Below are 21,206 nucleotides of genomic sequence, written 5' to 3' on the forward strand. Positions count from 1 at the left end.
TGCATTGAAGTACCATGATTTGCGCGAGTTCATCACGGCCCTTGAAGCCCAAGGCGAACTGAAGCGAATTACCGCTGAAGTTGATCCCTACCTGGAAATTACCGAAATCTGCGACCGCACGCTGCGTGCCGGTGGCCCGGCGCTGCTGTTTGAAAACGTCAAGGGTCACAACATGCCGCTGCTGGGCAACTTGTTCGGCACGCCCAAGCGGGTGGCGCTGGGCATGGGGCAGGAGTCGGTCGAGGCGCTGCGCGAAGTCGGTAAGCTGCTGGCCTTTTTGAAAGAGCCGGACCCCCCCAAGGGCCTTAAAGACGCCTGGAGCAAGCTGCCCATCTTCAAGCAAGTGCTCAGCATGGGGCCCAAGCAGGTCAAACGGGCGCCGGTGCAGGAGGTCGTGTTTGAAGGCGATGAGGTCGACCTTGGGCGTCTGCCCATTCAGCACTGCTGGCCTGGCGACGCGGCACCGCTGGTGACCTGGCCGCTGGTGATCACCCAGGGTCCGCATAAAAAGCGCCAGAACCTGGGGATCTACCGTCAGCAGAAAATTGCCAAAAACCGCCTGATCATGCGTTGGCTATCCCATCGCGGCGGGGCGCTGGATTTCCAGGAATTTCAAAAGGCGCATCCGGGCGAGCCGTTCCCTGTGGCGGTTGCCCTTGGTGCTGACCCGGCGACCATTCTGGGCGCGGTGACCCCGGTACCCGATACACTGTCCGAGTATGCCTTTGCCGGGTTGCTGCGCGGTTCGCGTACCGAATTGGTGAAGTGTGCACACGCGGAGCTGGACGTGCCCGCCTCGGCGGAAATTATCCTCGAAGGCTTTATCTACCCTGACGACATGGCGCCCGAAGGCCCCTACGGCGACCACACCGGGTATTACAACGAGGTTGATCACTTCCCGGTATTTACCGTGACGCGCATGACCATGCGCCGCGACGCGATCTATCACTCGACCTACACCGGCCGGCCGCCGGACGAACCTGCCATTTTGGGCGTGGCGCTCAACGAAGTGTTTGTGCCTATTCTGCATAAGCAGTTTCCCGAAATCATCGATTTCTATCTGCCGCCGGAAGGCTGTTCCTACCGGATGGCCGTCGTGACCATGAAGAAGCAGTACCCCGGCCATGCCAAGCGCGTGATGATGGGGGTATGGAGCTTTTTGCGACAGTTCATGTACACCAAGTTTGTGATCGTGCTGGATGACGATGTTGACGCGCGCAATTGGGAAGATGTCATGTGGGCGATCACCACGCGCATGGACCCGGCCCGCGATACCGTGATGGTGGAAAACACGCCGATCGATTATCTCGATTTTGCGTCGCCCGTGTCGGGGCTGGGGTCGAAAATGGGCCTGGACGCCACCAACAAGTGGCCGGGTGAAACCGATCGCGAGTGGGGAACGCCCATCGTGATGGACGAAGACATCAAAGCCCGGGTCGATGCGCGCTGGGAAAGTCTGGGAATTGATATTCCCTTGCCGTCCCCGCGTAAAGGCAGCGGCGCTTAGCCAGTATCCCGACTGATTTTTAACGAAAGAGGCTTTCATGAGTGCAAGGATGTTGACTTGCCAGGTTACGGCCGTCGAGGACCTCAATCCCGACGTATTCGGTGTCACCCTTGAAGGGCGCGCCGAAGCCATGCAGCACGCGCCAGGGCAATATTTAGAGCTCAAGCTCGATGAGTCGACCTGGGTACCCTTTTCGATTGCCAGTGCCGAGCGCGGCGACGGTATCATTGAGCTGCACATTCAGCACTGGCCAGAGCGTGAAAACTCGGCGCGTCTTCGGGAGCTGCTTCAGGTCGCCAATCAACTCACCGTGCGGCTGCCCGGTGGTGACTGCGTTCTGGATACCCAAAGCACGCGCCCGCTGTGGCTGATTGCGGCGGGTACCGGCTTCGCGCAAATGAAGGCGATCATTGAGGCATCGCTGAAAAACCAGCCTGAACGGAAGATTTCGCTGTGGTGGGCGGTGCGCGAGCATCGCGACCTTTATGCCGAAGTGCTGGCCTGTGACTGGGCGCAGCGTTATCCCAATGTCGACTTTCAGGCCGTCACCGAGTTTCCGCTGACTGAACCGATGGCAGCTGGCGAGCGCATTAGCCATCATCAGGGTCGCATTGACCTGGCGCTTGAACAGGCCTCCATGACGCCCAGCGAGTGGGACGTCTATATTTCCGGCTCGCCCGGCATGGTATACGCCTGCATGGATGTACTGGAGCGCAAGGGACTCGATGAGGATCGGGTATTCTCAGATGTGTTCTCGTACGCACCGCGCAACCAATAGACCTGGGTGACTAGTTGCTATTCGCGGCGCATACAGGCAGGATAAGTCTTGAGATTGCAACGTTCGGCCCGCATTCGGCCAATATTTCCATCGGGACGCTTTATGTCATCATCACGCGCTAACTTAACGACTCACTGCTTACCAGAAATGGCGGGTGGAAGCTGCGTGCAAGGCGTCTTTGGCTATGGCTATTGGTTTAGCGACGGTGTGCCGATGGCCGACGCCTAACGTCGCGCCTGCAGGCACACCCCACGGGTTGCCTGCCGAATGCAAAGAAGCCCCGGTTGGTAACCCCACCGGGGCTTCTTGCGTTTCGAGCGTTCTTTCCTGTTCACAGGTATTTCATTAAGGAGCTGACCCATGACCTATCGCGCTTTTTTCCACACCATGGTGAACCGCTATCCCGGCTACCGCTATGGCTGGCGATTTAGCGACGCGCGGTCGGTGACAGCTGCCACCTCCGACTGTGCCTTAGCAGGTGGCGCGCTGGATACACGATGTCACGGTCGATGTCAGACCCCTACGGAGAGTTAACCCAATGAATGCCACTGCAAGCTCGATGCTCAACACTGCCGCCACCTCTACTGCCATCAGCGAGCCAGCCGCGATGCTGCCTACGCCTCTCGAATTACGTCGCGACCTGCCGCTGGATGGCGCCCTTGACGAACAAATTGCCGAGCAGCGCCGCGCTGTACAGCTCATCCTAACCGGCCAGGACGACCGGTTGCTGGTGGTGGTCGGCCCCTGCTCGGTACACGACCCAGACGCCGCGCTCGAGTACGCTGACCGTCTTGCTGCCTTGAGTGACGAGGTAAGCGATTACCTCCTGCCGGTGATGCGGGTTTACGTCGAAAAACCGCGTACCACCGTCGGCTGGAAAGGGCTGGCGTACGACCCCCATCTGGATGGCCGTGGTGACATGGCGCAGGGCCTGGCGCTATCCCGTGAGTTGATGCAGGGCGTGGCACGGCGGGGCTTACCGGTCGCGACGGAACTGCTCCAACCCATGCTGGCGCCCTATCTACAGGATGTCCTCAGTTGGGTTGCCATCGGCGCGCGTACCACTGAATCGCAGCTGCACCGGGAGCTTGCCAGCGACCTGGCGGCGGCAGTCGGCTTCAAGAACGCCACGAGCGGCGATGTCCAGGTGGCGATCGATGCCATGCAAGCGGCAGCGCATTCGCATCAGCGGTTTGCCCTTGATGACGAAGGCCGCCCGGTCATGCAGCAAACGGCTGGCAATCCGCATACCCATGTGGTGCTGCGGGGTGGCCATGGTGAACCCAATTACCAGGCCCACCATGTACGTAAGGCGGTCAACACGCTGCGTGAAGCGGGGCAAAACCCACGCTTGATGGTTGACTGCAGCCACGCCAATGCGCGAAAAGACCACCGTCGCCAAAGCGAGGTAATGCTTGATGTGCTCGCCCAGCGCCAGGCGGGTGAGGCCAATCTGGTGGCGCTCATGCTGGAAAGCCATCTGTTTGAAGGCAAACAGCCGTTAAAGCCCGGTGCCATGCGTTACGGCGTATCGGTCACCGACGCCTGCGTGGGCTGGGAAACCACCGAGCACCTGCTGAAAACCGCCGCAGAGCGCTTAAGTTAAGCGCATTAGCGTATTATACGTGCATCGAAGCCGAGCGCAGGTTTCTGCGAGGGCGCTGTGAACCCTTCCATGGGCGCTACTTTCGCCATCCATGGCGAAAAACCCTCGCAGAATCCTGCACTCGCTTACCGCTAACGGGGAGTATTAGCAATCGTCATTATGCTTTTAGCTCTATAGCAGTATGACTTGTTTGCCCTGGCCAGCCCCGTATCATGGGTGGATGTCACTCTTTTCTTGTCTGCGAGGTTGGCCATGGTGTTTACCCTAGAGCCTTATGATTCCACTACCTACCGCCGCAAGGCGCGTATGATCACCTTCATCATGGTCGGGCAACTGCTGATTTTTGGCCTGCTGTTTGCCATGCTGCTGACCGCTACCTTTGGTCAGAGCCTTTGGCTGAATGTGTTAGGCGGTATCCTGGGGTTGCTGGCCACCAGCGCCATGTTTGCGGCGCTGCGCGACCGGCCGTGGATGCAGGAAGTGGGCTATGTATGGCAGCTAAAGCAGCATCTATCGCGGATCAACGGCCATCTGCCGGCACTACGCCAGGCGATGCAGGAAGATAATCGCACGGCGCTGGATGTTTTGGCGTTTTATCATCAGGGGCTGGCGCAACTGGCCGAGTTCAATGGCCGTACCCCCAGCGACGATGGCGAACGCCAACGAGTCATTGAGCGGCGCGAGGCGCTTGCTTTACCTGTCCAGGTCGAGCAGTTTGATACCCAAGATTTGCATGCATTTAAGCGTGGCTAATTTATCTATCCGTTACTCCAGGAGCGTATCGCCATGATGACACCGTCAAGGTTTTTTGTATTAGGTTGTGCTTTTGTAGCGATCAGCGGTTGCGCCGGGATGGAGTCGCCTTCTCGTTCAGAGGCTGTGAAAGACGGTGCTACGCTTGATACTAAAGCGCCTTTATTTCCCTCGGCCCTGTTTTCCGGTCAGGCCGAGCAGTTCGACGCATGGCATTGTAGCCCGGCGAACCAGCACTTAATCACGGCCGTCGATGGTGAAGTGCTGCGACTATGGTCGTTGCACGGTGCCTGGCGCTTGCCGCAAGCAGTTGTCGCCAGTGGTGCCCGCTACCAGGATGGCGAGATCAGCTTCTGGAACCGCGGTGAACAGGCGCTGGTCGAAACACCGCGTGGTCAACTCAAGTGCGAGCTGGCCGCCCGGCGTGATGCTTCCACCCGTAAGAATCATCCCGGTGTCATGTTCCGTGGCCAGGGCAATGAGCCGGGTTGGACGGTTGAACTTGCCCATGACGCCCCCGAGCTTACGCTATCGACCGACTACGGCGAAAACGTCGAAACGCTGCCTTACATGGTCAGCGTAATGGATAACGAAGCAGGCCGTGTGGTGCTTGAGAACGCCGATGCCGATGACTTTTTCCGGGTACGTATCGAAGCTGGCGCCTGCTTCGACGACATGAGCGGTTACCCCTTCCCGGCGCGGGTCACGCTCACCATCGACGGCGAGCAGTACAGTGGTTGCGGTCAGGGGATAGCGCCGTCAGCCTAATGGTTGGTGGATGGCGCGCAAGGCAGCGCAAGGGGCTCGGGCTGCCATTTGGCCATGACAAAGGCAGTGGCGCAAAGCGCGTTGCGGTCGCCCACTGCACGTGCCGCCAAGCGCGATAGCGTTGTGAGCTCTACGCCTCGCTCGCTGCCAATTTCCACGCTGGTGGTGACCGGCTGCCAGGCATTGTCCTGGCGCGTGGCGAGGGTAAAGCTGAACGGATGATAGCCCGGAAAGCCCAGCCGAAGATCGGTGGCCAGCAGAGTAAGCTCACCATCGATTGGGCGCATCTCGTAGCGTAAAAATGGCCCCGCAAACCACGCCAAACGCTGCCCTGCCTGACTATCAAGCGCGGCGCTTTCCAGTGCCGCCCCGCGCCGTAAGGGTTCAAGCCTTGGGGGCGCGTCGTGATCAAAAACGCTCACCAGGCTTTCATGGTAGCGGTCACCGTCAACCACGGTGGCGCGCCACAGCAGAATATTGAACGGTGTCGGCTGGACCAGGATCGGGGCGTCCTCAAGCCCCTGCTCGGCGAGTACAGGGGAAAGCCGGTGCTCAACGGTCAGCTTTGCGCTGAAGGCCAGTAACAGGTAAACGCAGGATATTCCCAGGCCCCAGGCGCACCAGCGCCTGACTCGACGGGTGAGAAAGGCGATGACCAAGCAGGCCAGCAAAGGCAGCGAGTAAAAGGGGTCGATAATGAAAACAATCGGCCAGGCTATCGGTGGGGACTCAAGCGGCCATAAAAGCTGAGTCCCGTAGGTGGTCAAGGCATCCAGAAGCGGGTGGGTGATCAGGATCAGGCCAAAGAAAGTGCTCCATCGAGCAGTTGATATATCCCTGGCAGGCGCAAATCGGGCACTGAGTAACGCCAGCAAACCGGCAACGCCCGTGAGCACAAACAGCGAATGGCTAAAGCCACGGTGTTCGGTGACGTTGACCACCGCATCGCCGTAGTCGATCACCACGTCGAGGTCGGGCAGGGTGCCTACCAATGCGCCGAGGATGACCGCTTTACGGCCTAGCCGATGCCCTAAAACGGCGCCCCCAACGGCAGCCCCCAACGCGGCCTGTGTGACTGAATCCACGGGTATTTCTCCATCACCATATCGGTGGTACGACACTACCGTTAAAATTTATAGCTGTATAGATGCTGTATAATTTAAAGCGATGGATCGTTGATTATCCCTGACTCGTATAATCGGCCGCAAAAATGCCGTTGGAATGCTAAGCTGAACGCGTCTAATTTCGTCACACGACGCAACAAGGAGAGATGGCATGCAATACCTGCACACAATGGTACGCGTCAGTGATCTTGATGCATCGCTGCACTTCTACTGTGAGCTGCTGGGACTCAAGGAAGTCCGTCGTAAAGAAAACGATAAAGGCCGTTTCACCCTGGTGTTTCTCGCCGCACCGTTTGATGAAGCGCGCTCCGCGCGTCTCACCGCCCCCGAACTCGAGTTAACCTATAACTGGGATCCCGAAGAATATACCGTCGGGCGAAACTTCGGCCACCTGGCCTACCGTGTAGACGATATCTATGCGCTTTGTCAGAAGCTTCAGGATAACGGGGTGACCATCAACCGCCCACCCCGTGATGGCCATATGGCGTTCGTCAAGTCGCCGGATGGCATCTCGGTTGAACTGTTGCAAAAAGGCGACGCCCTGGCGCCGCAAGAGCCCTGGGCCTCCATGGAAAATACCGGCAGCTGGTAACCTTGCGATAAGGAAAGATCACCATGACCATCAGAAACTGGCGGATACTGCCATGGCTTGCCACGGCAACGCTATTGCTGAGCGCCTGTAGCAGCGCGCCCGGCCCAGGCTCCACGCCAGCCCCGGAACCAGGTGGAGACTCGCTCACTGGGCCGGTCATCGAACAGCGCTGGAATCTGTTGCTGGTCGGTACCAACGAGCGGCTGTCGATGCCTGGCACCCCGTTCTTTGAAATTAGCCGTGACGGTAGCGTGCGCGGCCACGATGGCTGCAATCGCTTTACCGGTGAAGCCAAACTGGGCGACAACCAGCGTATCGAGATCAGCGAGCTTTCAACCACCCGCATGGCGTGTCCGAAAATGGGCGATGCAGAGAAGGTGACCGATATGCTGGAGACTGCTTATCGTTACCTGATCGACCATGACCGGCTGGTGTTTTTCGGGCCGGATAGTCGGGTATTAGGCGGCTGGCGCGAATCGAACTGATTTAGCCAGTTAGTCCTCAAAAGGCGGATTGAAGCGGGCGATAAAGCGCGCATCAATCCGCTTTTTCCATTGCCACACCCACCTGCCGGAAAAGCCCATGGCACCGCGGCTGGCAATGGCGCGGCCGCCACCGGTGCCGATCAGCGCCAGTACCCGTTTGGGTGGCTGCCAGGCCGACAACGTTTCTCCGCGGCACGCCGCCCGCAGGTTATCTGCCAGGCGTGTCCCCATACGTACCGCATAGACCCCCGCGTTGGGCAGCGGTGGGTCAAAGGCGGTGCAGTCGCCGGCCGCAAAGATGTTCCGCTGGCCGACCACGGCCAGGGTGTTTTCCACCTGAATAAACCCCCGCGCATCCAGGGGCAGTCGGGTATCAGTAAGCCAGCCGTGGCCGACAGCCCCGGTGGCCCAGAGCACGATATCCGCCTCGATGCGTTTGCCATCGCGGGCCGATATGCCGCCGTCGACCAGCGCTTCGCCGCGCACGCGGTAGTGAACCTGGATGCCTGCCTTGGCTAACGCCCGTTGAATCAGCCAGCGTGGCAAACGCCCAGCCTCGGGGAGCAGCCTGGGTGACGCGCTGAGCAGATGGCCCTGCCAGTGAATGTCCGGTCGCTGGCGGCGGAGTTGTTCCATCACGCTCATCAAGGTTTCGCAGCCGGCCGCGCCGCCGCCCACGCTTACCACCCGCTGGCTGACGCTAGGGGGCAGCTGTTCGACGTCATCGCGTAATGCCTGCCAGCGGTGGTGGAGTGAGCTGAGCGGGCGCATGGCCAGCAGGTGGGGTAGGTGTTGGCCATGCTGCTCGGGGAGTGTCAGCGCCGACCCCACATTGAGCGAGGCCATGTCAAAGTGAAGCACATCGCCGTTGGCCAGGGTGACATGGCGTGCTGTCGAGTCCAACGCCACCGCCGGAGAGGCGATAAAACGCGCGCCTGCTCGCTGGCAAAGTGCCGCCACGTCAATCTGCGTCTCGCGCAGTGTGCATTCGCCCGAAAGCCAGGCCGGTACGCTGCCGGAATACGCCGACAGCGGGCTGTCGCTGACTACGGTGATGGCGAGATCCGCCTCTGGCTGATTGGCAAAGGCTTCCAGCACAAAGGCGTGGGCATGGCCCGCACCGATCAGTAAAAGATGCTGCATGCCAATGGCCCTTAAAACGCGAGTGTATTGAAACGATATTTTGGCTATGAAGCTAACAGATCATAACCTGATTTTTACCTGCTGTTTTAGCAAGATACATGCCCTTATCCACTCGCTCTAACAATTGACGGGGACTCTCACCCGTTCGAATGGTCGTAAGCCCTGCGCTGATGGTGACGGAATCTGGAATAGAAAACGGGTGTTGTTCGATATGACGGCAGAGTCGTTTGGCGATGCAAACCCCTTCGTTTAGCGTCGCGTCAGCAATGACCACGATAAACTCTTCTCCACCCCATCGGCCCAGATGGTCGTTGCTGCGTAACGTTTGAGTCGCTAGACGTGCAATCTCACGAAGAATGTCGTCCCCCGTAGGATGGCCATAGGTATCGTTGATACGTTTGAAGTCATCAATATCAAACATCAAAACCGCACAGGTCGCGTTGGAAGCGCACCATTCTTCAATAACGAGCTCGGTATAGTAGCGATTCCAGCATCGAGTGAGCAGATCAGTGTGTGCAAGGCTTTCCAGTCGCTGATTGGTTTTTCGCAATTGGCGGTTGACGTGTACGACATCCAGGGCCGTAACCGCAACGGCCAAGTCATCGGCGAGCTCCAGTACCATGGAGGCTTCAATCGGCAACCAGAAACTAAACTGGACGACAGAGGCGACCTCAGTAGGTGGCACTATGGCTTGTTGTCTGAAGATCAGCAACCAGCCCAAGTGGCTGCTGGCCAGGCTTAAAGGTGCCGCGAGCCCGCCCTGGCAATCGCCTTCCAACTCGACCGTGCTGTTCTGGTCAGCTGTCGCCTCCAAATCTTCCAGTTGCTGAAAAATTCGCTGGCGATCTGGGCATTCTCCGAAAGCATAAAGCTCGCCCTTGTGGGCCAACGCGATACCGTTTGCTTGAAAGATTTCACACCAGCCGTGACCATGATGCTGTAAAAAGTCGGCAAGCGACGTTAGTCGTTTTATGTCACGGGAAAGTAGACGTCGGCGTGCTTTGAGACCAAGCTGACGCTCGGTCATGTGTTCTGCTTTCAGCAGGTGTAACCGCTGCGCGGCGATGTCAATAAGGACGGTTACCCACTGCAAGGCGTCTGTAGGTGGGGCAGTCGGGTGCCCTATGTAACCCCATACGCCATGTTCGCCTTTTAATTCATAATAGTGATAGTCGGACGTCCTTAATTCATCCAGTGAGCGAAAGGTAAGCAGTTGCCTGTAAGACGTTATGGCACTGGCTGCGGGGTAGCAATAGGTCAGGCGAACCTCTCCTGAGCTTAACCGTCGATAAAGCGCAATGGGTTGGTTGTCCGCCAGTTTGTGAAGCGTTTTGGCGAGCCGTTCGAAAAGCTCCTGCGGTGTTTTCGAAGAGCTGATGAGGCCTAATGCGAGGCACAGGTCATCGAAAGTATTGGCTGGTGTAGAAGGTACGCCACTCATCCTGAATGACTCCTAAAGCACGGTGCCTCCCTAACAGCCAGGTCGTGCCTTGGTATGGGTGAAACGATGGATTGGAATTGAAGTAACGATTCAATCAAAAGGTTAACCGTTATTCAACTTTTATTGAAGAATCGCTTCACATTGGCGGCATGAATGAAAAACAGATGTTCGCCGAGCGATTAAAAAACGCCATGCAAGCAGCCGGGTACGACGTACGCTCCTCTGTTCTGGAGCGTGAGTTCAACCTGCGCTACTGGGGAAAGCCGGTTACGTATCAGGCGGTCAGACGCTGGCTGCGCGGCGATTCCATTCCCAGCCAGGAAAAGCTTCAGGTATTGGCACACTGGCTGGCAATTGATCCTCACCAATTACGCTATGGTGGTGTTGCACAGTCGTCCATCAAGGAGCCATCGGCCGTTTGGGATATTTCCAGCAACGAAGAGCGGCGCTTATTAGCGTTATATCGCCGCTTGCCTGCCGAGCAACGTAAGGTCGTTCTAGAAGTGATGGAGACGTTTGCGAAAGCCTATTCAACGACAGATAGCCCGAATAAATAGGTACTGTCTTGAACGAGCTTCCGCTATGACTCACCGCGCCGCCAGTTGAAGTAGCGCTTCAATAACGCCAGCACTCGCGCTGGCTTGTGAGCATTTTTCCATACCCCGGCCGTGGCCTTGGCCGCTTCGCCCAGGGTAGGGTAAGGGTGAATGGTACCGAGCAGCTTGTTGAGGCCGAGGCCGTGTTTCATGGCGATGGTGAATTCACCCAGCCATTCGCCGGCATTTTCCGCCACGATGGTCGCGCCGAGAATCTTGTCTTTGCCTGGTACGGTGAGCACCTTGATAAACCCCTCGGTGGCGCCTTCGGCAATGGCGCGGTCACTGTCTGCCATGGCGTAGCGGGTTACCTCGAAGGCGATGTGTTTCTCCCTGGCTTCCTTCTCGTTTAGGCCGACCCGGGCGACTTCCGGCTGGACGTAGGTGACCGCGGGCATGTACCGATAATCCACGGCAAAGCTTTTCAGCTCGCCAAACAGCGCGTTAACCGCCGCATGCCAGGCCTGGTGAGCGGCGGCGTGGGTCAACTGGTAGGGCCCGGCGAGGTCACCGCAGGCCCAGATATTGGGTAGGCGGGTTTGCAGTCGCTCGTTAAGCTCCAGCATACCGGTGGGCGAAGTGGATACCCCTAGTCCTTCAAGGCCCAGCCCTTCGATATTGGCTTGGCGGCCGACACTCACCAGTAGATAGTCGAAGGCGATTACCGAGCGCTCCCCCTGATGCTCCACGGCCAACTGATAGCCTGACGCGTCGCTGATAACTTCCAGTGCTTTGCTGTCGGTCATCACCGTGACACCCTCGCTTGCCAGGGTGTTTTTGACCGCCTCGCCGACCTCCTGATCCTCCCGCCCCAGCAATTGAGGCATGCCTTCCACCAGCGTGACCTGGCTGCCCAGACGGGCAAAGCTCTGGCTAAGTTCGCAACCAATGGCACCGCCGCCAAGCACCACCAAACGCTTGGGTAATTCTGTCAGTGACCATAAATTTTCAGAGGTGAGCACGGGCGCGTGCTCAATCCCCGGCAGCGACGGCACCTTGGGGCGGGCGCCGGTGGCCAGCACGATATGGCGAGCGGTAAGGTTTTTTTCGCCTACCCGAACTTCCCAGGGGGTGGTCAGGGTGGCATGATCCTGATACACCTCAACGCCCAGTTGGGTATAGCGCTCGACGCTGTCATGGGGCTCAATATCGCGAATCGCCTGATGCACATGCCCCATCACCTTGGCGAAGTCGATCGCTGGTTCGCTTGCCGTTACGCCGAAGCGTGGCGCGGTGCGAATCTCGTGGGCGGCGCGGGCGGCGCGTATCAATGCCTTGGACGGTACGCAGCCGGTATTCAGGCAGTCGCCGCCCATCTTGTGCTTTTCGACCAATGCCACCTTGGCGTTGACGGCGCTGGCGATATAGCTGGTCACCAGCCCGGCCGAGCCGCCGCCAATGACGACAATGTCGTAGTCAAAGCGCGCTGGCCGGGTAAAGCCTTTGTAGGCCTTGCGCTTCTGCACCAGCAGCACAATGCGCCGGGCGATCCAGGGGAAAATCGCCAGTAGCGCAAATGACGCCAGCAGCGTCGGTGAAATAATTCCGCCGAGGCTTTCAAGCTCGCCCAGTTGCCCGCCTGCATTAACGTAAATGGCGGTACCGGGAAGCATGGCGACCTGGCTCACCCAATAGAAGGTGGTGGTTTTAATCCGCGTCAGGCCCATCACCAGGTTGATCATGAAAAACGGAAATACCGGCACTAAACGCAGGGTGAACAGATAGAGAGCACCGTCACGCTCGACGCCGCGGTTCACCGATTCAAACTGACGCGGAAAGCGTTTTTCGATCGGCTGGCGGAATAAAAAGCGCGACAGTAAAAAGGCCAGCGTGGCGCCTATTGTGCTGGCAAAGGAGATGATCAATAACCCCCAGCCCAGCCCAAATAGTGTCCCCCCCAACAGCGTCAGCAGCGTCGCCCCGGGGAGCGATAGCGCGGTCATCACCACATACACAGCGAAAAAGAGACCCGCTACCTGCCAGGGGGATTGATTGAACGCCGTCTGAAAGTCGCTCTGGTAGGCTTTGAGGGTATCGAGGGTAAACCACTGGTGGGCGCCGCTCAGAAAAAAAGCGCCGATGGCCAGGATGAGTAGCGCTGCCATCAGTAAACGTTGTCGGGTCACGGTCATCTCCAGCGAAAACATGTCAGGGTAGGGGTCAGTGGGCGTGCAGCGTGTTTCCTTACACCGAGGACTTGATGGCTTGCCAGCGTTGCCAATCTTGCGGTCGGTCAACGTCCCATACGGTGGCGGGGTAACTGGCGTGAAGGCCGAGTGCTTCAATACGTTGTCGGGTCGCGCTAAGCACCCTGTCGCTTCCCCAGGGAATCAGCTCAAACAGACCCGGATAGTCGCGGTGGGTGCCAATCAGCCCATAGCCGCCGTCCTCAGCGGGAAGCATGACCACGTCATGGGTACTCAGCTGCTGCGCGCAGGTGGTGATCAGGTCGCTGGTGATGCTCGGGCAGTCGCTGCCCATCACCATGGCGGGGCCGCAAGCGCTGTTCAGCGCGTGACGAATGCGGTCCCCCAAATTGCCTTCAGGCTGGGGGGCGAGCATCACGCCAAACTGCTCGTGCAGCTCGCCAAACAATGGGTGAGTGTGATTGAGTGCTGTCCAGAGCGTGATGTGGCCCGCAGGCAGCGCACGGCAGGCATTGGCCACGCAGTGGTGGACCAGCTCCGCGTGAGCGTTGGCGGCGCCTTCTGCCCCCAGTAACGGCGTCAGGCGCGTTTTCGCCTGCCCTGCCAGCGGCGCTTTGGCCAGCAGGTGCAGGTGGGGCGTGTCAGCGGGCATCGCGATACTCCTTGGCCAGTTGGGTGGCGCTAACGCCGCGCCAGTAGCGATAGCGCAGTCGCCACATCAGGCATATGGTTTGCCAAGCGCCGAATTGATCCCAGCGCCTGCCCGAGCTTATCACTTTCGCCGTCAGGCAGGCGGGGTGCGATACCCGTTTGAGCCGTTTGCTAAGCTCGATATCTTCCATCAACGGCTGTTCGGGAAAACCACCGACTGCCTTGAAGGTGTCCGCGCGCACAAAGATGCCCTGGTCGCCGGTGGCTATGCCAGTGAGCCGCGAACGCCGGTTCATCATCCAACTCACCACGGGCAGCCAGCGGCTGCGGCCTGAGAGCTTGATAGCAAAGCGCCCCCAGGCATGGCGTTCAAGCGCCTGGGTAATCTGCTCAACGGCATCGTCTGGCAGGTAGGTGTCGGCATGCAGGAACAGCAGCGCCGGGGCGGTCGCGTGCTGTGCGCCCAGGTTCATTTGCAGTGCTCGCCCGGAAGGGCCGCTGAGCACGCGATCAGCCAGCGGTGTGGCGATGCCAGCGCTGTTGTCGCTGCTGCCGCCATCGACCACAATGATTTCGATGCCTTGGCTGCCCAACGATGGCAGTGCCGTTAAATGGTGCGCCAGGGCAGCTGCCTCGTTGAGCACCGGTATCACGATGCTGAGGTGAGGCGTCTTTTCAGCCGAGTTTTCAACCGAGTTCAATCACAGGCCCTCCTGCTGCCTTGGCATCCGCGTGGTCATGGGTGACCAGCAGTGCAGGTAGACCTGCGTCGCGCAGTTGATTAAACACTAGCGAGCGCATTTCCTGGCGCAGCGCCGTATCCAGTTTGGAAAACGGCTCATCGAGCAGCACCGCGCGCGGCTGGGAGAGCAGCAGGCGCATCAACGCCACGCGCGCCTGCTGGCCGCCGGAAAGCGTGGCCGGGTCGCGATCCTCATAGCCTGAAAGCCCGACTTGGTGTAGCGCCTGGGCAAGCTTCGCCTGTTTGTTGGCTGTGCGCTGAGGGAGGCCAAAGCGCAGATTACCGCCCACGCTCAAGTGAGGAAACAGCAGTGGGTCCTGAAATAACAGCCCTAGGCCGCGTTTTTCGGCAGGCAGGGTGTCCAGCCGTGTGTTCGCCAGAAAGACTTGCCCCTGGGCCTTGAAGACAGGCGACATAAACCCTGCCAGGTAGGCCAGCAGGGTTGATTTACCCGAGCCGGAAGGGCCCATGACGGTGAGCACCTCGCCGGGCGCAATGGCTCGATCAATGTCCAGCAGCGTTTCGCCATGCAGCGTGATCTGTACCTGCTGGATGAGCAGCGTCGGGTTCGGTGTCATGCAACTCCTCGCATCTGGCGACGTTTGGCCCAGGCCAGGCGCGGTATCAATAGCGCCAGACTAAAACCGATAAAGGGAAGCAGGGCCTGGAGCAGTGCAAGGACGGCGATGAGGCGTCGATTGCCCCCGGAGGCCATGGCCACCGCTTCGGTGGTGATGGTGGGGACGCGCCCACCGCCGAGCAACAGCGTGGGTAAATACTGGCCGATACTCACCGCCAAACTGACCGCGCAGGCGGTCAGCAGGGGTGCCAGCAGCAGCGGCAGACGCACCCGCCAGAAGGCCCGCCATGGCGAGGCGCCCAGCGAATGGGCAACCTGCATCCAGCGTGGGTCCAGGCGTCGATAGGCTTCCGAGAGTGACAGGTAGAGATAAGGCGCCACAAACAGCAGATGGGCGGCAATCACCAGTGCCACTTGGGGGCGAAGGTTAATACTCTCCGCGGCGACCACCAGGCCAAACAGAAAGGCGACCTGGGGCACAATCAGCGGCAGATACAGCAGCCATTGGGAGCGACTGACCGGCAGATGATGGCGTACCGCATTCTCAAGGGTTGCCACGACCATTACAGCGGCCATCAGCGTGGCGGCTAGCCCCACGCTGAGCGTATTCAGCAGCGGGGTGGTGACGCTTGGCAAAATGCGCTGCCAGTGATCCAGGGTAAAGGTGCCGGGCAAGGCATCAGGGAAGCGCCAGAAACCGGCGACTGAAAAGATGACCAGCCCTCCAATCGCGCTGATGGCCAGCAGCGTCGTGGTGGCCAGCAATAGTCGGCCGCCAACGGCAATCGCCATCGCCCCCGTGTTGCGTGCACCATTGACCAACCAGCCTTGGCTGACCCGTTTGACGCACTGCTCGCCAAGCCACCAGGTCAATAGTGCGGCCAAAGTGACGCCGAACTGCAATACCGCACCGGCGGAGGCCATATAACGGTGATCCAGGTCTGGGTCATTGAACCAGCCAAGAATCGACACGCTCAGCGTGGGCGGCAATGTCGGGCCGAGAATCATGGCCATATCGACCACCGAGGTAGCGTAGGCAATCACCGCATAGACCGGCAGTCGAATTAGCGGATAGAGGACCGGAAAGACGCTTTTCAGCCAGGCGATGTTCGCCGAGTAGCCGAGCGAGCGCGCCAGGGTGACGCGCTTTTCAGGGTCCAACTGGGGCAGCGCCGCCAGGCACATCAAAAGTAGAAAAGGCACTTCTTTGAGCACCAGCCCGGCCATTAGGGAAAGCCCCAACGGGTCGTTGACGATGAGGATGTCTGGCGGGCGCTCCCAGCCGGTTAACCCAGGCGATACCCAACGCACGAACAGCCCCGAAGGGGCGATAAGAAAGGCCAGGCCAAAGGCGACTGCCGCATGGGGTATCGCCAGCAGCGGCGATACCAGCCGCCGAATGCCACGATCCAGCCAGGTGCCCCGGCTGGCCGCCAGAAACAGTGCCACGATGGAGAGTGCCACCAGGGTGGTGATCAGCCCGCTCGCATAACTCAACAGTATGGAGCGGTATAATCCTGGGCGCTGCCAAAGCGCCTGCCAGGCGTCAAAATGAAACGTCTCGCCGCCGAGTACCGGCAAGTAGCCAAACGCCGGGAGGATAACCATCAGCAGCCCCGCCGCTAATGGCACCACCAGCACGCTGATCAATATCCATGGGGCCAGGCGAAGCAGCATGGACTAGTTCACGTAGCGTTTTTGCCACGCCTCGGCCAGGGCATCGACCCAACTGGGGTGGGGCTGGCCGAGCACCTCGCCAAGCTCGCTGGGCGGCAGTGTGGCGATGCCTAGATCAATATCATCGAACAGGGCACGCTCCTCGGCAGAGAGCTGCTTCATGGAAAGAACGGTGTTACTTCCCCATACGTCGGGGTCCTGTTTTTCTGCCTGAGCCTCGGGGGACATCAGGTAGTTGGCCACCACCATGGCGCCTGCCTTGTTTTCGGCGTTGTAAGGAATCGCCATAAAACTGATATTGCCGATCATGCCGCTGTCGTGAACGTAGCTGCGTACTGTGTCGGGAAGCTCATAGTTGGCGATAGCCCCTGATGCCTCTGTAGTGCTGAACGACAGTGCAATGCTGATTTCGCTATCGCCCATCAAGCTGCGCAGATCGGCACTGTTAGAGGGGAAAGCCCTGCCAGAGCGCCATAGATGGGGGTGCAGTTCATCCAGGTACGCCCAAAGCGGCTCGGTGGCTTCGTCAAAATCTCCTTCCTGCATCGGCGCGTAGAACACCTCGGTGTTATCGCTCAGTTCCAATAGCGCCTGGGTAATAAACGCATTGCCCAGGAAGTTGGGCACCTGCGGGTAAGTAAATTCGCCAGGGTTCTGCGCCGCCCAGTCCAACAGTTCTGGCATGTTGTTGGGGTGCTCTTCTACCAGCGCCGTATCGTAGTAAAACACCACTTGGGAGCTGCTCCAGGGCGACTCGAGCCCCTCGACAGGGATTGTCCAGTCGTAGCGCACGGCGGGGGTGTTGTCCGGATCGGTGAGCGGGTAGTTGGGCAGCGACTCTGCCCAGGGCCCAAACAGCAGGTCGTTTTCTTTCATGGCGGCAAAGTTCTCGCCGTTAATCCAGATCATATCCACACTGCCGGCATCGTCGTTGCCCGCCTGCTTTTCCGCCAGCACGCGTGACACAGCTTCCGAGGTGTCGCCGAGTTTGACGTGCACCAGTTCGATGCCATAACGCTCGTCGACCTGTTGCGCCACCCAGTCGATGTAGGCGTTGGTGCGGGCTTCGCCACCCCAGGCATTCCAGTACACGGTTTGGCCTTCGGCTTGTGCCACGACGTTTTGCCAGTCGCTGGGATCTGGGGCTGCCACGGCGGGAAGCGCCAGTGCCAGCAGGGGCGCTATCGACGCTAAGCGGCGGGGGGAACGGGGGGTCAGCATGGTGTACCTCTTTCAGGATGAGCAGGCGTGAATCAATTAGCGTAAATTAAAGTGTCGCGCGCAGGCGCTGAAGTTCGTCTTGAACGTGATCGATAATGGGCGGTGACAGGTAGTGCTCAACGCGGTCGCGCACGTGGTCAATCACGGCGGCATCTGTCAGTTCTGCCGACCAGTCCTCCCCCCGCTGTTGGGCATCTTTAGCGTTCAGGTGTTGGGCACGCCACTTGGCGCACCAGGTCAGCGACCATAGCCAGGTGGCACGACGGCAGGCCACAAGCGTTTCGGCGCTAGGTGATGAGCCCATGGCGGCCTGCCAGCGGCGGTAAAACCCGATGACCTCATCCAGTGACAGCACTGCCTGGCTATTCAGGTCCCAGGTGGTCGAGGTATAGAGGCTGGTATGGGCGAGATCGATACCCGGTAACCCGTAGCGGCACTTCTCCAGATCCACCAGTACCGCGCGCCCCTGGTCGTCTATCAGGAAGTTGCCGGGGTGGGTATCAAAACTGATCAGACACCGCTCGGCGTCGGGAAGCTCTACCGGCAGGGCGGAGAGTTCATCGCGAATACGGGAAATGACCGAGGCGCTTAAATTTGCCTGGTCCAACCACTCTGCCTGACGGCCAACTTCCTCGCGCATGGCCTGCCACGGCTCGCAAGGGGCCTGCAGCGGCGACGGCTGCTGGGGAGTTGGCAGGTGGTGTAGGCTGGCAAGCGTCTCGGCGATGCGCGGCAGGTCTTGTGGCAGTTGAGCCAGGCGCCCATCGATGGCATCCACCAATAGTCCGCCTCGTGGTAGGGCATCGCTAACGTCGAGCACACCATGTAACCGCGGCACATGGCCGCCTTGGCTGGCACGCTCGTAGCAGGCGGCTTCGTAGGCGAGGTTGTCGGCTGGCGCCAGGTTCATCTGGCTTTGCTTGGGCAGCCTCGCCACCCAATCGCCACCGTCGCGGTGTAGCCAAACATGGTCGTGGGCAAGCCCGGTATCCGCCATCGGTGATAACGATTGATAGCTAATCTTGGCCTGTTGCAGCACTGTTTCCAGGGACTGCAGGCGCGCCTCTAATGGTGTCGGCATGGCGTCATCCGTGTTGAACAAGTCTTTGGTGCCACGACTAAGTGGCTGTTCTAACGCCAACCTTACACGGTTCGTCGCTAAAAATGACGCAGGCGCGGCTGAAAGGCGCAGCCATACAGTCCAATGGGAATATCTAACGCCCTAGTTTTGCATGGGGATGTCATCTTTCCAGCGGAACCCTACGCCACCGGCTTTCCAGACGCCGTCGCGATTGAAGGGGTGCGGGCCGGATAAGTTGATGTACTGCGGCAATTCAAAGTGGGGCGCCAGATTCTGCGGGGACTTGATCGTCACGCGATCCATGATCCTCAGGCCCTGGTCCTCTGCCGACATATGCGCTTCAGGCGCTGCCCGATGGGCCAGTGCCCAGTTGTCAATGTAGAGGAGATCGCCCGTGTCATAGTGATAGCGTATGCCGTAGCCTTTTTCGAATGACGCATTCAGCAGATCGTTGTAGTCATTGAAAAGCTGCTTCATTTCGTCTTCGTTGAGCAAGCGAAGTTGCTCGGTGGAGGCGGGTGTTTGCTGCAACTCATCGATAGCGACACCTTCTTCCGGCAGCCGTTCCAGCACCGCGCCGGTCATTCCCAGGTGAAGCCATACGCTCTTGCGCCCCGAGATGGGGTGTGTGTGGACGACGGGGTGACTCACACCTGATGCAGAGTTGACAGACACCAGCCGCTCCCAGAAGGCCTGCTTTTCCTCAGGCAGAACATCGAAGGCGGCCCCCTGGTGAGCAAAGTGGGTGCCGCCGCCCTGCTCAGGGGCGCGGGCCATATAGTAGGCGGAGTGGGAGAACGTGGCGGCTTCGAAGCTGCCATCGTTATGCCATTGCGGGCCCACGCCCAGGATACCGTAGCGGTCATCATTGGAGCAGCGAAAGATATCCCGGTTCATGCCAGGCGTTGCCGGGTGGACCCCATGGGTTGAATGGATTTCACCCGCGCCCCACCACTTGCTCGCGTTGACCAGCTCATCGGCCGAGAGATCCGCCTGGTGCTTGAAGACGATGAACCCCCGGTTCGCCATTTCTACTTCCAGCGCTTCGATGACAGGCTCGGGGAGCCGGTGACGAACATCTGCGCCGTAAATCTCGACGCCAAGCGGTTCCAACTGCTTGACCGTCAGGCCGGCTTCCTCAAACAGCGCCACACGGCTAGGGTCGAGCGGCGGTATTGTGGGTGGCGTGTTGCTGAACTTTTCGGAGGGTGTCCGCATGGTTGAAGTGACCTCAATGGGTGAATTTAGGACAGCTTCACTCAGCGAATGTCCGTGACAGGGTCCTGAGCGGCAGGAACAAACGGTCCAGTTACATTGGTCAGGTTATGATAGGTTTTGTTCCTGGTCCAATCAGTGAACTGTCGGTAAGGCGAAGCCAACGTCGTCCGCGGCCCTTCAATTGTTGGGATCTGTATGCATTAGCTAGCAAGCCTGTGAATATCGCTAAATGGCGATATTGTCGTCAACCTTATACGGTGTGTCGTAAAGGCGAACCTGGACGCAATGAAAAGAAGCTAAACTTTATTGTTAGTCATCAAAATAACAAAGGCACGGACGATATTCCCTGCTGGTGAAGGGGGCTGAGAGTCAATGAAAAAAACCGCTATTGATGCCGCCGATATTCGCATTCTTTGTGCGTTGCAAGCGCATGGACCGCTCAGCAAAATGCAGCTGTCAGAGTTGGTCAATCTCTCTCCGACTCCCTGTTGGGTGCGGTTTACCCGCTTAAAGAACGCAGGCCTGATACGTGGATATCATGCTGACATTGCGCTTGATCAGATCTCCAATGCTTCAAAGGTAGTCGTGACCGTGTCCCTCAAGGAGCACCACAAAGCAGCTTTCGAGCGCTTTGAACGTTACATCCAGCAAGTGGATGAGATCATCGAGTGTATAGCGACCGGGGGCGGCATGGATTATGTCTTGAAAGTCGTTGCCCCCAGTCTGTCAGCGTTTCAGCAGTTAATGGATGGCCTTCTGGCCGCAGAGCTGGGGGTCGACCGATATATGACCTATATCGCCACCCGAGACGTTAAATCGACCCAGTTGAACCTCGCTTGTCTGATGACAGAAAAGCACCGTTAAGCGGAACGCCAGTGTCAACCTGCGACGGTTGACTGACCTGCTGATCCAAACGTTTCTTACCGAGTCATCCCCTTCGACACGGCGCATCAGGTGGGCTGTCTCTGCCTCCTTTGGCAAACCCCAAAAATTGGTCTGTTCAGACTTTCCAACGCGTATTTTTAGGCCGCGTTATTGCCTTGTGGACGCCTATAGTGAAAGTACCGAACCATTAAGTTCGAAAATATATAAAACC

The 21,206-nt window shown here is 58.8% G+C and carries 22 protein-coding genes; 11 read left to right on the forward strand and 11 right to left on the reverse strand.

All coding sequences use genetic code 11. From position 1 onward, the window contains the following. Positions 1-4 precede the first annotated feature (4 nt). From ubiD to HXW73_RS02585, 7 genes are all read left to right on the forward strand, one after another. Positions 5-1,507: a 4-hydroxy-3-polyprenylbenzoate decarboxylase gene (ubiD, locus tag HXW73_RS02560; RefSeq protein ID WP_186254752.1), complete on the forward strand. Its 1,503-nt coding sequence runs from the start codon at positions 5-7 to the stop codon at positions 1,505-1,507. Between the two features lie 37 nt (positions 1,508-1,544). Beyond that, positions 1,545-2,285 (forward strand): NAD(P)H-flavin reductase, encoded by a 741-nt coding sequence (locus HXW73_RS02565; RefSeq protein WP_186254753.1) that lies wholly within the window; start codon positions 1,545-1,547, stop codon positions 2,283-2,285. A gap of 102 nt (positions 2,286-2,387) precedes the next feature. Next, positions 2,388-2,513 (forward strand): hypothetical protein, encoded by a 126-nt coding sequence (locus tag HXW73_RS17940; protein ID WP_274600587.1) that lies wholly within the window; start codon positions 2,388-2,390, stop codon positions 2,511-2,513. 132 nt (positions 2,514-2,645) lie between these two features. Next, positions 2,646-2,819, forward strand: coding sequence for a hypothetical protein (locus tag HXW73_RS02570; RefSeq protein WP_186254754.1), 174 nt, complete (start codon positions 2,646-2,648; stop codon positions 2,817-2,819). A 4-nt stretch (positions 2,820-2,823) separates the two neighbouring features. Beyond that, positions 2,824-3,891 carry a 3-deoxy-7-phosphoheptulonate synthase gene (locus tag HXW73_RS02575; RefSeq protein WP_186254755.1) on the forward strand — a complete coding sequence of 356 codons (1,068 nt, stop codon included), beginning with the start codon at positions 2,824-2,826 and terminating at the stop codon, positions 3,889-3,891. Between the two features lie 252 nt (positions 3,892-4,143). Beyond that, on the forward strand, positions 4,144-4,644 hold the full coding sequence (locus HXW73_RS02580) for a DUF3087 family protein (RefSeq protein WP_186254756.1): 501 nt from the start codon (positions 4,144-4,146) through the stop codon (positions 4,642-4,644). Positions 4,645-4,677: 33 nt separating this feature from the next. Then, complete coding sequence (locus HXW73_RS02585) at positions 4,678-5,412, forward strand: MliC family protein (RefSeq protein WP_446718993.1); 735 nt, start codon at positions 4,678-4,680, stop codon at positions 5,410-5,412. Here the strand turns inward: HXW73_RS02585 and HXW73_RS02590 are convergent. Continuing rightward, entirely contained in the window at positions 5,409-6,497 is a 1,089-nt protein-coding gene (locus HXW73_RS02590; protein ID WP_186254757.1) for a metal-dependent hydrolase, read from the reverse strand. The genes HXW73_RS02585 and HXW73_RS02590 overlap by 4 nt on opposite strands. 190 nt (positions 6,498-6,687) lie before the next feature. Between HXW73_RS02590 and gloA the strand changes: the two genes are divergently transcribed. Beyond that, positions 6,688-7,128, forward strand: a complete 441-nt coding sequence (gloA, locus tag HXW73_RS02595) for a lactoylglutathione lyase (RefSeq protein ID WP_186254758.1) — start codon at positions 6,688-6,690, stop codon at positions 7,126-7,128. 23 nt (positions 7,129-7,151) lie between these two features. Then, positions 7,152-7,613 (forward strand): META domain-containing protein, encoded by a 462-nt coding sequence (locus HXW73_RS02600; RefSeq protein WP_186254759.1) that lies wholly within the window; start codon positions 7,152-7,154, stop codon positions 7,611-7,613. A gap of 9 nt (positions 7,614-7,622) precedes the next feature. Here the strand turns inward: HXW73_RS02600 and HXW73_RS02605 are convergent, their stop codons facing one another. Then, positions 7,623-8,756 carry an FAD-dependent oxidoreductase gene (locus HXW73_RS02605; protein ID WP_186254760.1) on the reverse strand — a complete coding sequence of 378 codons (1,134 nt, stop codon included), beginning with the start codon at positions 8,754-8,756 and terminating at the stop codon, positions 7,623-7,625. A 52-nt stretch (positions 8,757-8,808) separates the two neighbouring features. After that, positions 8,809-10,197 carry a GGDEF domain-containing protein gene (locus HXW73_RS02610; RefSeq protein ID WP_186254761.1) on the reverse strand — a complete coding sequence of 463 codons (1,389 nt, stop codon included), beginning with the start codon at positions 10,195-10,197 and terminating at the stop codon, positions 8,809-8,811. A 149-nt stretch (positions 10,198-10,346) separates the two neighbouring features. On the opposite strand from HXW73_RS02610, the gene HXW73_RS02615 reads away from it, so the two are divergent. Beyond that, complete coding sequence (locus HXW73_RS02615) at positions 10,347-10,754, forward strand: transcriptional regulator (protein WP_186254762.1); 408 nt, start codon at positions 10,347-10,349, stop codon at positions 10,752-10,754. Positions 10,755-10,777: 23 nt separating this feature from the next. On the opposite strand, the gene HXW73_RS02620 is transcribed toward HXW73_RS02615, so the two are convergent. From HXW73_RS02620 to HXW73_RS02655, 8 genes are all read right to left on the reverse strand, one after another. Beyond that, on the reverse strand, positions 10,778-12,919 hold the full coding sequence (locus tag HXW73_RS02620; protein ID WP_186254763.1) for an FAD-dependent oxidoreductase: 2,142 nt from the start codon (positions 12,917-12,919) through the stop codon (positions 10,778-10,780). A gap of 58 nt (positions 12,920-12,977) precedes the next feature. Further along, on the reverse strand, positions 12,978-13,592 hold the full coding sequence (locus HXW73_RS02625; RefSeq protein ID WP_186254764.1) for a TIGR04282 family arsenosugar biosynthesis glycosyltransferase: 615 nt from the start codon (positions 13,590-13,592) through the stop codon (positions 12,978-12,980). Continuing rightward, positions 13,582-14,292, reverse strand: coding sequence for a TIGR04283 family arsenosugar biosynthesis glycosyltransferase (locus tag HXW73_RS02630; RefSeq protein WP_240538689.1), 711 nt, complete (start codon positions 14,290-14,292; stop codon positions 13,582-13,584). The genes HXW73_RS02625 and HXW73_RS02630 overlap by 11 nt, the downstream gene beginning before the upstream one ends. Then, positions 14,279-14,911 (reverse strand): ATP-binding cassette domain-containing protein, encoded by a 633-nt coding sequence (locus HXW73_RS02635; RefSeq protein ID WP_186254765.1) that lies wholly within the window; start codon positions 14,909-14,911, stop codon positions 14,279-14,281. Before HXW73_RS02635 ends, HXW73_RS02630 begins: the two co-directional genes overlap by 14 nt. Next, positions 14,908-16,590, reverse strand: coding sequence for an ABC transporter permease (locus HXW73_RS02640; RefSeq protein ID WP_186254766.1), 1,683 nt, complete (start codon positions 16,588-16,590; stop codon positions 14,908-14,910). The genes HXW73_RS02635 and HXW73_RS02640 overlap by 4 nt, the downstream gene beginning before the upstream one ends. A gap of 3 nt (positions 16,591-16,593) precedes the next feature. Beyond that, a complete protein-coding gene (locus HXW73_RS02645; protein ID WP_186254767.1) occupies positions 16,594-17,811 on the reverse strand; it encodes an ABC transporter substrate-binding protein in 1,218 nt (405 codons plus the stop codon). A 46-nt stretch (positions 17,812-17,857) separates the two neighbouring features. Then, positions 17,858-18,892 (reverse strand): phosphotransferase family protein, encoded by a 1,035-nt coding sequence (locus HXW73_RS02650; RefSeq protein ID WP_186254768.1) that lies wholly within the window; start codon positions 18,890-18,892, stop codon positions 17,858-17,860. 141 nt (positions 18,893-19,033) lie between these two features. Next, positions 19,034-20,110, reverse strand: a complete 1,077-nt coding sequence (locus HXW73_RS02655; protein ID WP_186254769.1) for a TauD/TfdA dioxygenase family protein — start codon at positions 20,108-20,110, stop codon at positions 19,034-19,036. Positions 20,111-20,482: 372 nt separating this feature from the next. On the opposite strand from HXW73_RS02655, the gene HXW73_RS02660 reads away from it, so the two are divergent. After that, positions 20,483-20,974 carry an Lrp/AsnC family transcriptional regulator gene (locus HXW73_RS02660; RefSeq protein ID WP_186254770.1) on the forward strand — a complete coding sequence of 164 codons (492 nt, stop codon included), beginning with the start codon at positions 20,483-20,485 and terminating at the stop codon, positions 20,972-20,974. The last annotated feature ends 232 nt before the right edge of the window (positions 20,975-21,206 follow it).

It is taken from the genome of Halomonas sp. SH5A2 (genome assembly GCF_014263395.1).
GTDB lineage: Bacteria > Pseudomonadota > Gammaproteobacteria > Pseudomonadales > Halomonadaceae > Vreelandella.

Excerpts from the sequence above, each read along its gene's own strand:
- HXW73_RS02580 (WP_186254756.1), top strand. The coding sequence starts at position 4,144 with ATGGTGTTTACCCTAGAGCCTTATGATTCCACTACCTACCGCCGCAAG.
- HXW73_RS02585 (WP_446718993.1), top strand. The coding sequence starts at position 4,678 with ATGATGACACCGTCAAGGTTTTTTGTATTAGGTTGTGCTTTTGTAGCG.
- gloA (WP_186254758.1), top strand. The coding sequence starts at position 6,688 with ATGCAATACCTGCACACAATGGTACGCGTCAGTGATCTTGATGCATCG.
- HXW73_RS02640 (WP_186254766.1), bottom strand. The coding sequence starts at position 16,590 with ATGCTGCTTCGCCTGGCCCCATGGATATTGATCAGCGTGCTGGTGGTG.
- HXW73_RS02635 (WP_186254765.1), bottom strand. The coding sequence starts at position 14,911 with ATGACACCGAACCCGACGCTGCTCATCCAGCAGGTACAGATCACGCTG.
- HXW73_RS02600 (WP_186254759.1), top strand. The coding sequence starts at position 7,152 with ATGACCATCAGAAACTGGCGGATACTGCCATGGCTTGCCACGGCAACG.
- HXW73_RS02565 (WP_186254753.1), top strand. The coding sequence starts at position 1,545 with ATGAGTGCAAGGATGTTGACTTGCCAGGTTACGGCCGTCGAGGACCTC.
- HXW73_RS02570 (WP_186254754.1), top strand. The coding sequence starts at position 2,646 with ATGACCTATCGCGCTTTTTTCCACACCATGGTGAACCGCTATCCCGGC.
- HXW73_RS02660 (WP_186254770.1), top strand. The coding sequence starts at position 20,483 with ATGAAAAAAACCGCTATTGATGCCGCCGATATTCGCATTCTTTGTGCG.
- HXW73_RS02655 (WP_186254769.1), bottom strand. The coding sequence starts at position 20,110 with ATGCGGACACCCTCCGAAAAGTTCAGCAACACGCCACCCACAATACCG.
- HXW73_RS02645 (WP_186254767.1), bottom strand. The coding sequence starts at position 17,811 with ATGCTGACCCCCCGTTCCCCCCGCCGCTTAGCGTCGATAGCGCCCCTG.
- HXW73_RS02575 (WP_186254755.1), top strand. The coding sequence starts at position 2,824 with ATGAATGCCACTGCAAGCTCGATGCTCAACACTGCCGCCACCTCTACT.
- HXW73_RS17940 (WP_274600587.1), top strand. The coding sequence starts at position 2,388 with ATGTCATCATCACGCGCTAACTTAACGACTCACTGCTTACCAGAAATG.
- HXW73_RS02650 (WP_186254768.1), bottom strand. The coding sequence starts at position 18,892 with ATGCCGACACCATTAGAGGCGCGCCTGCAGTCCCTGGAAACAGTGCTG.
- HXW73_RS02625 (WP_186254764.1), bottom strand. The coding sequence starts at position 13,592 with ATGCCCGCTGACACGCCCCACCTGCACCTGCTGGCCAAAGCGCCGCTG.
- HXW73_RS02605 (WP_186254760.1), bottom strand. The coding sequence starts at position 8,756 with ATGCAGCATCTTTTACTGATCGGTGCGGGCCATGCCCACGCCTTTGTG.
- HXW73_RS02615 (WP_186254762.1), top strand. The coding sequence starts at position 10,347 with ATGAATGAAAAACAGATGTTCGCCGAGCGATTAAAAAACGCCATGCAA.
- HXW73_RS02610 (WP_186254761.1), bottom strand. The coding sequence starts at position 10,197 with ATGAGTGGCGTACCTTCTACACCAGCCAATACTTTCGATGACCTGTGC.